Source organism: Pseudarthrobacter albicanus (assembly GCF_018224015.1).
Lineage (GTDB): Bacteria > Actinomycetota > Actinomycetes > Actinomycetales > Micrococcaceae > Arthrobacter > Arthrobacter albicanus.
Genome location: NZ_JAGPOT010000128.1, coordinates 1 through 9,509 on the forward strand (window position 1 = coordinate 1; position 9,509 = coordinate 9,509).

The 9,509-nt window shown below is 69.2% G+C and carries 8 protein-coding genes and 1 pseudogene; 2 read left to right on the forward strand and 7 right to left on the reverse strand.

The window, feature by feature from the left end:
• The 6 genes from J9611_RS20260 to J9611_RS20285 form a co-directional block, all read right to left on the reverse strand.
• The coding region (locus tag J9611_RS20260) for a DEAD/DEAH box helicase (protein WP_211882894.1) at nt 1-1,667 on the reverse strand (1,667 nt) is incomplete at its 3' end.
• A 224-nt stretch (nt 1,668-1,891) separates the two neighbouring features.
• The gene (locus J9611_RS20265) at nt 1,892-2,215 is read right to left on the reverse strand and encodes a DUF3039 domain-containing protein (RefSeq protein ID WP_211882895.1); all 324 of its coding nucleotides are present in this window, start codon (nt 2,213-2,215) and stop codon (nt 1,892-1,894) included.
• Nucleotides 2,216-2,265: 50 nt separating this feature from the next.
• Nucleotides 2,266-3,048, reverse strand: coding sequence for a glucosamine-6-phosphate deaminase (gene nagB / locus J9611_RS20270; protein WP_211882896.1), 783 nt, complete (start codon nt 3,046-3,048; stop codon nt 2,266-2,268).
• 117 nt (nt 3,049-3,165) lie between these two features.
• On the reverse strand, nt 3,166-4,266 hold the full coding sequence (locus tag J9611_RS20275; RefSeq protein ID WP_211882897.1) for an NADH:flavin oxidoreductase/NADH oxidase: 1,101 nt from the start codon (nt 4,264-4,266) through the stop codon (nt 3,166-3,168).
• Nucleotides 4,266-5,279, reverse strand: a complete 1,014-nt coding sequence (locus J9611_RS20280; protein ID WP_211882898.1) for a tetratricopeptide repeat protein — start codon at nt 5,277-5,279, stop codon at nt 4,266-4,268. The genes J9611_RS20275 and J9611_RS20280 overlap by 1 nt, the downstream gene beginning before the upstream one ends.
• 70 nt (nt 5,280-5,349) lie before the next feature.
• The gene (locus tag J9611_RS20285; RefSeq protein ID WP_211882899.1) at nt 5,350-7,104 is read right to left on the reverse strand and encodes a hypothetical protein; all 1,755 of its coding nucleotides are present in this window, start codon (nt 7,102-7,104) and stop codon (nt 5,350-5,352) included.
• Nucleotides 7,105-7,370: 266 nt separating this feature from the next.
• Here J9611_RS20285 and J9611_RS20290 point away from each other — a divergent pair, with 266 nt between their 5' ends.
• Complete coding sequence (locus J9611_RS20290) at nt 7,371-8,609, forward strand: AI-2E family transporter (RefSeq protein ID WP_211882901.1); 1,239 nt, start codon at nt 7,371-7,373, stop codon at nt 8,607-8,609.
• 90 nt (nt 8,610-8,699) lie between these two features.
• Here J9611_RS20290 and J9611_RS20295 read toward each other — a convergent pair whose 3' ends face one another.
• Nucleotides 8,700-9,062: an ArsR/SmtB family transcription factor gene (locus tag J9611_RS20295; RefSeq protein ID WP_211882900.1), complete on the reverse strand. Its 363-nt coding sequence runs from the start codon at nt 9,060-9,062 to the stop codon at nt 8,700-8,702.
• 195 nt (nt 9,063-9,257) lie between these two features.
• Between J9611_RS20295 and J9611_RS20300 the strand changes: the two are divergent.
• A pseudogene (locus tag J9611_RS20300) lies at nt 9,258-9,398 on the forward strand (ACR3 family arsenite efflux transporter); the annotation flags it as partial.
• Between the last annotated feature and the right edge of the window lie 111 nt (nt 9,399-9,509).

The following is a 9,509-nucleotide window of genomic DNA, read 5'->3' on the forward strand; positions in this document are numbered from 1 at the left end:
TGCGGGGTGCCGGTGCGCGCGGACCAGGCCGCAACGTTCTTGGCCAGTTCAGTGCGCAGGTCCATCAGCATCCGGTGGTCAGGTACGGCTGGCACCGGGGCGGCGGCAACAGGCTGCGTGCCACGCGCGTTCTTCCGGTTCAGCTGCTCGTGCTGGCGCTGGCGCAGCAGCGTGCCGACCTGGTCGGCGTCGAGCAGGCCGGGGATTCCGAGGAAGTCGAGCTCATCCTCCGAGCCGACCTCGCCGCCGGTGCCGAACTCGCCGCCGTCGAACAATACGCGGTCAAAGGACGCCTGGGAATCGAGCGCCTCGAACTTGCCCTTGGTGAGCGAATCGGAGGCCTTCTCCTCGCGGTTCGCCTCGTCCATGAGCGAGTCCTCGGGGTTGAAGAGGCCGTCGCCGTCGTCGTCCTTGTCCGGCCGGTCCAGCGCGTGGTCCCGCTCGGCCTCCATCGAGTTTGCCAGCGCCATCAGCACGGGAACGGAGGGCAGGAAGACCGACGCCGTCTCGCCTCGCTTCCGGGCGCGGACGAAGCGCCCCACGGCCTGGGCGAAAAACAGCGGCGTGGCGATGGAGGTTGCATAGACCCCGACGGAGAGCCGCGGAACGTCCACGCCTTCGGAGACCATCCGGACGGCCACCATCCAGCGCTTCTCGCTGGCGGTGAATTCCTCGATCTTGCTGGAGGCCTTCGCGTCATCGGACAGGATGACGGTGGGCGATTCGCCGGTGATCTTCTTCAGCTGCCCGGCGTAGGCCCTGGCGTCCTCATGGTCGGTGGCGATCACGAGCCCGCCGGCGTCCGGGACGCTGCGGCGCACCTCGCTGAGCCGCTTGTCCGCCCCGGCCAGCACGGCCGGGATCCACTCGCCCGCCGGGTTGAGCGCGGTGCGCCAGGCATGGGCGGTGATGTCCTTGGTGACCGCGGATTCGCCGAGCGACGCGGCCATTTCCTCCCCGGCGCTTGTGCGCCAGCGCATCTGGCCGGAGTAGGCCATGAACATGACCGGACGGACCACGTGGTCGCGCAGCGCCTTGCCGTAGCCGTAGGTGTAGTCGGCCTTGGAGCGCCGGATGCCGTCGCGGTCCTCGGCGTATTCCACAAACGGGATCGGCGAGGTGTCCGAGCGGAACGGCGTGCCCGTCAGGGACAGCCGGCGGGCGGCCGGTTCGAATGCTTCGCGGAGCCCGTCGCCCCAGGACAGGGCCTCGCCGCCGTGGTGGATTTCGTCCAGGATGACGAGCGTGCGGGCGGCCTCCGTCTTGGCCCGGTGCAGCATCGGCTTGCTCGCGACCTGCGCATAGGTGACCGCGACGCCGATGAAGCCGCGGCCGTGCTGGCCGTCGGCGTTCTTGAAGTTCGGGTCGATGGCGATGCCGACCTTGGCTGCCGCATCGGCCCACTGGCGTTTCAGGTGGTCCGTGGGCGCCACGATCGTGACCCGGTTCACGGCGCCGGAATCGATCAGCATGGACGCCACCCGCAGCGCGAAAGTCGTCTTGCCGGCGCCCGGGGTAGCGACGGCGAGGAAATCCTTGGGGTGGGTGCTGAAGTAGCTGTCCAGGGCCTCCTGCTGCCAGGCGCGGAGCTTGCGCGCGGTGCCCCAGGCGGCCCGCTCGGGATAGGCCGGAGGAAGCGTGGGGCCGCCAAAGAGTGTCTCTGTCACTTAGGCCCCTCCATTCCGCGCATGGCTGCGGCTGGCGGAGAAACCCAACTAAGCACAAAAACACCTATCTTTTCGGATGAAACGGACAGCAGGCAGCGGGCGACGGGCCGAACCAGGTGCACAGGGGAACCCGGCACCTTAGCTGGTGGAGGCACAGGGGAAGCCGCGGACGGACCGGGGCGCAACCAGGTTGTGCCCCGCCGTCACGCTGTTACGTGAAGCGCCTACTTGTCGCCGGAGCCGCCGCCGTCTTTGCCGGGGCGGAGTCCGTCGTAGACTTCCTTGCATTCCGGGCAGACAGGGAACTTCTTCGGGTCGCGGCCGGGCGTCCAGACCTTGCCGCAGAGTGCAATCACGGGCTCGCCGGACAGCGCCGATTCCATGATCTTTTCCTTGCGCACATAGTGCGAGAAGCGCTCCCGGTCGCCGGGTTCCACTTCCTGGCGCAGTTCCTCGCGCTCGATCGTGGCAGTCGACGTCCCGGCTCCGGAGAGCTCACGCATCGGGTCTTTTTCGAGGGGATCGGTCATGCTGGTCATGCCACCCATCTTAGCCGCTGCAACGGACAGGGCCGCGACAGCGGTTTCTACAGGGTGTCCTACAGGCCCTGCCACGGAGGCTTGTTGTCATAGCTGTGGCGGTAATAGTCAGCGAGCCGGAGCGAGGACGCAGCAGCCTCGTCCAGCAGGATCGTGGCGTGCGGATGCAGCTGGAGCACGGAGGCGGCGCAGATGGCGGCGACCGGACCCTCGACCAGGTCCCGGACCGCCTGCGCCTTCTGTGCGCCAGTGGCAAGGAGGATCACATGCCGGGCGTCCAGGATGGTTCCCAGCCCCTGCGTGAGCGCGTGGCTGGGGACCTCGGCCACGCTTCGGAAGAACCGGGCATTGTCCCGGCGTGTCTGCTCGACCAGCGTCGTGATCCGCGTCCGGGACGCGAGGGAGGAACCGGGCTCATTGAAGCCGACATGGCCGTCCGTGCCGATGCCCAGGAGCTGCAGGTCCACTCCCCCGGCGGCACGGATGGCATCCTCATAAGCCTGGCAGGCCGCGGGGATGTCGGCTGCCGTGCCGTCGGGTCCGTGGACGTTGGCCGGGCCGATGTTCACCCGGCCCGTGAACACGCGCCGGATGACCTCGCGGTAGGACTCGGGATGGCCGGCCGGGAGCCCCACGTATTCATCGAGCGCGAAGGCACGCGCCCTGCTGAAGTCCAGGCCGCGCTGCTCATGCCGCAGCACCAGCTCGTCATAGACGGGCACCGGCGAGGAACCGGTGGCCAGCCCCAGGACGGCGTCGGGCTTGCGACGGAGCAGGGCCTCAACCGCGTCGGCCGCCAGGGAGGCGATTGCCTTGCTGCCCGGAAGGATGACGACATCCATGATCCCTGCCTTTGCTCTGTGCCGCGACGTGCGGAGCCCGCGGGCCGCCGGGTGCGGTGCGGGCCGTGCGTCTTACTGGCAGGCTATCGCAGCGAGCCGGTCCTGTCCCGGGCGGCCTTAGAACGAGTGGCGCGGGACGGCCCGCTCGTACTGCGGCGGCCACGCCAGCTCGTGTCCGAGTTCAAAGGCGGCCCGCAGCCACCAGTGCGGATCGCGCAGTGCGGCACGGGCGATGAACACGCCGTCCGCCTGGCCGGTCGCCACGGCGTGTTCGGCCTGGCCCGCCGAGGTCAGCAGGCCGACGGTACCGGTCCGGATGCCGGTTTCCCGCCGGATCCGCGCGGCGAAGCCGGTCTGGTAGCCAGGTCCGACCGGGATCTGCTGGTGCGCCACGGCGCCGCCGCTGGAGACATCCAGCAGGTCCACCCCGTGCTCCGAGGCCGCACGCGCCAGCCGGACCGAGGCCTCGACGTCGATCCCGCCCTCGGCCCAGTCCGAGGCGGAGATCCGCAGCAGCAGCGGCATGGAGTCGGGAATGACGTTCCGGACGGCGTCCACGACGGCGAGCGTCAGCCGGTTCCGTCCGGATTCGTCCCCGCCCCAGCCGTCGGTCCGGTCATTGACCAGCGGGCTCTGGAACTGGTGCAGCAGGTAGCCATGGGCGCCGTGGATTTCAACGGTGTCGAATCCGGCGTCGACGGCGCGGACCGCGGCGGCGGCGAAATCGGCGATCACGGCGTCGATGTCCTCCACCGTCATGGCCGACGGGGCGGCGTAGCCGTCAAAGGCGCCGGTGCCGGGGCCCACGGTGTCCCAGCCGCCGTCGGACGCCGGCACGGAGCCCTGCTTTCCGGAGAACGGCCAGTAGGAGGACGCCTTCCGGCCGGCGTGGGCCAGCTGGGTGCCGATCTTCGTCCCGGCGGTGCCGTGGCGGTGAACGAAGGATGTGACCCGTTCCCAGCCGGCCGCCTGCTCGTCGTTGTAGAGGCCCGCGTCCAGCGGGCTGATCCGGCCCCCGGGGCTGACGGCGGCCGCTTCCGTGACGATGAGGGCCGCTCCCCCGGTGGCGAACGAGCCCAGGTGCATGAGGTGCCAGTCGTTCGGGACCCCTTCCCCGGTCTCGGGTCCGCAGCTGTACTGGCACATCGGCGATACCCAGCCGCGGTGCTCCAGCCGCAGGGACCGCAGCTCCAGCGGCTTGAAGAGGGCAGAGCCCATCAGAAGAGGACCCGGGCGAGGTTCTGGCGTGCCTTGGCGACGCGCGGATCCCCGGTGCCCACGACGTCGAAGAGTTCCAGCAGCCGGACCCGGGCAGTTTCCCGCTCCGGGCCGAAGTTCCTGCCGATGAAGGCGACAACCCGGCCCAGGCCGTCCTCCACATGCCCGCCCGCGACGTCCAGGTCGGCAACGCCCAGCTGGGCGTCGAGGTTGTCCGGCTCGTCGGCGGCTTTCTGGCGCAGCCCTTCGGTGTCCGCGGCGGAAAGCGGCTGGAGCCGGCCCATGAGCTCCACCTGGGCCAGCCCGGCCTTGGCATCGGCATCGGCCGGCATCTCGTTCAGGGCCTGCCGGTAGGCCGCGGCGGCCGCCGCGTAGTCGCCCGCTTCGATGGCGTCGAACGCGGCCTGGTGCAGGGGCGGAAGCGGCGGGAGGGCCGCTTCGGCCGCCCCCTCGGAACTGCCGGGGCCGCCGGCGCCGATCCGTCCGGTCACGCCGTTCGCGGCGGCGACCTTCAGCAGTTCATCGAGCAGGCTGCGGACCTGCTGTTCCTCGGCGCCGCCCTGGAACAGGGGCACCGGCTGGCCCTTCACGAGGGCGACGGCGGTGGGCACGGCCTGCACGGCGAACGCCTGCGCCAGCTGCGGGAAGGCTTCGATGTCGGCGGCGCCGAGGACCAGCCGGCCGTCGAAGCTGTCCACGATCTGCTCGAGGGACTTCACGAGCTGGCCGGAGCCCGGCGAATAGGCCGCCCAGAGGGCGATCACCACGGGCACCGTGGCCGAGAGCTCCACGAGCTCCTGGAAGTTTGCCTCGGTGACGTCCACGCGCAGCGGGTGCCCGTGCGCCGCGGCTTCGGCTCCCGCGGCGGGGGCACCACCGGCCGGACCACCGGCCGGATCACCGGCCGCCGGGGGCGCCGGACGCTGTTTCAGGGAGGACAGATCGACGGCGCCGCGCAGGTTAAGCGGGTTGGCGGCAGCTGGCGGGACCGGGCGGGAAGCTGGCGAAGTCATAGCTCCACTCTAGCCACACCGGCCCCTGCCGCTGCTATCTGGAACAGCTCCCGCCACTGTTTGAACGCGGCTACTTGAAGCTGGCCCCGACCAGGCCGCGGGTGGCCGCCACCAGTTTCATCGGATCCGTGGACCCGGTCGGCGGGATGTAGACGGCCACGGACTCGGCGAAGGTCAGCACCATGCCGGTGCCCGTCTCCTTGCCGCCGGCCAGGGCAGCCGCGTCGTCACCGATGGTCAGCTTGTCGCCGGGGGCCTTGGGGGTGCCGTCGAACGCGAAGTTCAGGCGTCCCAGGGCCAGCGCCCCGCCGTCGGCCGTGCGGAACACCACGGTGTTCTCCGGAACCGGCTTGTGCGTGAACGAGAAGGCCCCGTTCACACCGGTGCTGACGGCGTCGGCCTGGTACGACAGGGTGTCCGCAATGTACGGGGAGGACGCGCCCTCCACGAGCTTGTCCTTGAAGCCGGAGTCAGCAGAGGTCAGGCGGTCGCCCAGCCCGGCGAGTGCTTCCTCACCGCTGTAGGGCAGGCCGGACTTGGCGGAAGGGGCCAGCGTCTCGATGCCGCCCCGGGCGATGCCGGGGAACGTCGTCCCCGGCTGCAGCGGCGTCGTGCCCACGAGCTTGTAGTTCTCGCGGGGGGAAGACTGGGTCAGAGTGAGCAGCTGCGGAACAACGTTGCCCTCGCCCTGCGTGACGGCCAGGACCGAACGCGGCCAGCTCCGCTGCTGGGTGACCACGGTGGTCAGGAGTTTCGTGGCGCGAACCGGCATCCGGGCCCCGTAGGAGCCGACCTGGGAGCGGATCTTGTAGTTCTGCGTGCGCACTTCGAGTTCGGTCTGCCCCACGCGCGGCTGGAGCTTGCTTGCGTCCTTGGCCGCGTCGCCGGCATCGACGGCGCCGGCAACCTGTTCCAGGATGCGGCGGAACTGCGCGTCCAGCAGCACAGGGGCGTCCGGGGCCCTGTCCGCTGCCGCAGCGGAGGAGGCGCTCGGCGAGGGCGACGGCGTCTGGCCGGCCTGTGCCGCCACGCCCGTTCCGGTGACGGCGGCGGCCGTCAGCACGCCTACGACACCGACGACGCCGGGCCGGCGCAGCCGCCCGGTGTTCCGCCCGGGGGCGTTCCGCTCGGCGGCGGTGGTATCCGTCGGCTTGGCCGTGGCCGGCGTGGCGCCGGCCGAACCCCTGGCGCCGGCCGAACCCCTGGCACCCGGGCGGGACCCGGGCTTGAGGACCAGCAGAGCGGCGCCCGCCAGGATGAGCAGTCCGCCGACCACCATGAACGGAACCGCCCACGGGGTGGAGGTGTCATTGGGGAAGGTCATGGTGATCGACGCCGGAGCCGGCTTGGTGCCGTCCGCCGCCAGCAGCAGCGACCAGTCACCGTCGGCGGGCGCGGTCCAGGAATAGTTCAGTTCGCCGCTGGCATTTTCGGCGGACACCCACAGATCCGAGCCCGCGGGCGAAGGCGCCGTGGCCTCGCCGTCCGTGTGCGTCAGCTGCAGCGCCTTGCCGTCGTCCGAGACTCCGGAGACGGTGTTGTGGGCGGTCTTGTCCACCCACGCATCGACGTCATCGGGCCGGCCGGCGGCGAGCAGGAAGCTGCCTTCGCCCTTGACGTTGATCTTCACAGTGCCGCCGTGCAGCGTGCGCAGCTTCTGGTCGAACACGGTCAACGGGGCAGCCTTGGCGTCGGCCGGCGCGGTGGCCGTGAAGCTCTCGGCCGGAGCCCAGAAGGTCTTCTGGCCGATCCCGGCCAGGAGTGTCAGGAGGCCGAGCAGCACGAGTGCGACTGCAGTCTTGAAACGCAAAATATTACCTATCATCAGCGGGCACTTAGCTCTAATAGTAGCCGTTTTGTTACCGGCGGGTCGGATCGGCGCCGTGGCCAGGCTCTTCCGCCGGGGCCACGGACGCTGCCGGAACCGCGTGGGCTAACAAGCCTGCTGATAGTGTTTGCGGTGATCATCACACTCGGCCCGCGACCGCGGCGCCACGGAGGGTAACCACAGGACAAAGGGCTTTCGACGCAGTGACAGAACACACGGATTCGTCCCACTCCGGACAGGAAACACACCAGGAATCCGGTGGGATGGAGCGCCGCCCGCAGAAACCGCTTTCCAGCCAGCGGGCGGCCGCGGCCGGAGCGCTGACAGCGATGGCCCGCCGGCTGCGCCAGCCCCTCCCGGGAGCGCAGCCGCGGCTGCGCTTCGAGATGCCTCCGGACTATGAGGCGCCGGCCGGAACAGCGGAGGGCGATTCCGAGGCCCGCTTCGGCGATCCCGGGCCGCGCATGTCCGCCAAGCACCCCCTCTATGTCGGCTTCATGGGAACGGTCGGCGTCGGCGTGGCGCTGCTGCTCTACTGGATCGGTTCCAATACAACCCAGCTGCTCCTCTGGATCGTGGCGGCCCTCTTCATCGCCCTGGGCCTGGACCCGGTGGTGCGCTGGCTGGAAAGCAAGAGATTCCCCCGTGCCGCAGGGATCGTCGTGGCCGTCTCCACCCTGACGCTGGCCGTGGCGGGGTTCTTTGCCACCCTGATCCCCACGATCGTGCAGCAGGTGACGCAGATCGTGGAGCAGGCGCCGCGCTGGATCCAGGACTTCATCGACTCGGACTTCTTCCGCAGCCTCGACAGCCAGTTCGGCGTGCGGGACCGCATGACCCAGGAGCTCGAAAAATTCGTCAACAATCCGGCGGCGATCGGCGGTATCTTCGGCGGCGTCGTCGGATTCGGCTCCACCGTGGCCAACGGACTGTTCGGCGCGCTGATCGTGCTGGTCCTGAGCCTGTACTTCCTGGCCGCGCTCCCGGCGATGAAGAAATGGGGCTACCGCCTCGCCCCGCGGTCCCGCCGCGCCCGGGTCGCGGCGCTGTCCGAGGAAATCACCGCCTCGGTCGGCAACTACGTCATCGGCCAGGCCGTCGTCGCACTGCTGAACGCGACCTTCGCCTTCATCGTGATGTCGATCGTCGGCGTACCGTTTGCGGTGCTGCTGGCCTTCATCGTCGCCCTGCTCGCGTTCATTCCGCTCGTCGGCGGAATGATTGCCGGGGTGATCGTGACCCTGATCGCGCTCAGCGCTGGCTGGCAGACGGCCGTCGTGTATGCCATCTGCTACTTCGCCTACCTGCAGTTCGAGGCCTACTTCATCTCGCCGCGCGTCATGCAGAAGGCTGTCGCGGTGCCTGGTGCGGTGGCCGTCATCTCGGTCATCGCCGGCGGCAGCGTGCTCGGCGTGCTCGGCGCCCTGATTGCCATCCCCACCGCAGCGGCGGTCCTGCTGCTGGTCAAGGAAATCTTCATCGTCCGCCAGGACAGCCACTGATCGTGGGCTTCTGAACGACGCAGGGCCCGGCACGCGCCGGGCCCTGCGTGTTTCAGGCGCTGATCATGACGCCGGACGGTTCCTGTTCGGTCACAGGCTTGCCAGGAGCCCGGCCGTCCGTTCGAGGGCGCCCGGAACAAGGGAGTAGTAGGCCCAGGTGCCGCGCTTTTCGCGGTGCAGCAGCCCTGCCTCCACCAGGATCTTCAGGTGGTGGGAGACCGTCGGCTGGCCCAGATCCAGCGGTGCGGTCAGGTCGCAGACGCACGCCTCGCCGGACTCGCCGGCTTTGACGATGGACAGCAGGCGCAGCCTGTTCGGATCGGCCAGGGCCCTGAAAACCAGGGCCTTCTGCCGGGCCTCGTCGACGCCCAGCGCCGGCTTCCCCGACGGTGCGCAGCACACGTCGTCGGCCTCGGGTCCAGCCACGGGTTCGAGGATCTGCAGGGTGTCCATGAACCCATTATGCACATAGATTGACATGCGTCGATATAGGTGGTGATACTTCAGATATCGATCTTCATCAATTTATCGCTGCACAGGAGCCCCGTGAGCATCCCGACTGAAGCCGCCGTCACCGGCAAACTCTCCACCCTGGACCGCTTCCTTCCGGTCTGGATCACCGCCGCCATGGCCTTGGGGCTGCTGCTGGGCAGCTTCGGCGTCACTTCCGGCCAGGCGCTGGCCGGCGTCGTGGGCCCCTTGATCGAAGTCCCCGTTCTTGTTGCACTGGTTTATGTCGCCCTTGGGGCGCGCAAGCGCTACTTCACCCACGTCCCCCTTCCCGCCTAGGACTGCGCTGAACAATTTGGGTGGTTTAAGGCGCGCCTGCTGGACTTCGCGCAGTGGTCCTTAAGACTGGGTGTATGCAAGGAATTGAGGCGGCCCAGCGCGGATATTTGG

Excerpts from the sequence above, each read along its gene's own strand:
- J9611_RS20295 (WP_211882900.1), bottom strand. The coding sequence starts at position 9,062 with ATGGACACCCTGCAGATCCTCGAACCCGTGGCTGGACCCGAGGCCGAC.
- J9611_RS20265 (WP_211882895.1), bottom strand. The coding sequence starts at position 2,215 with ATGGGTGGCATGACCAGCATGACCGATCCCCTCGAAAAAGACCCGATG.
- J9611_RS20280 (WP_211882898.1), bottom strand. The coding sequence starts at position 5,279 with ATGACTTCGCCAGCTTCCCGCCCGGTCCCGCCAGCTGCCGCCAACCCG.
- nagB (WP_211882896.1), bottom strand. The coding sequence starts at position 3,048 with ATGGATGTCGTCATCCTTCCGGGCAGCAAGGCAATCGCCTCCCTGGCG.
- J9611_RS20275 (WP_211882897.1), bottom strand. The coding sequence starts at position 4,266 with ATGGGCTCTGCCCTCTTCAAGCCGCTGGAGCTGCGGTCCCTGCGGCTG.
- J9611_RS20290 (WP_211882901.1), top strand. The coding sequence starts at position 7,371 with ATGGAGCGCCGCCCGCAGAAACCGCTTTCCAGCCAGCGGGCGGCCGCG.
- J9611_RS20285 (WP_211882899.1), bottom strand. The coding sequence starts at position 7,104 with ATGATAGGTAATATTTTGCGTTTCAAGACTGCAGTCGCACTCGTGCTG.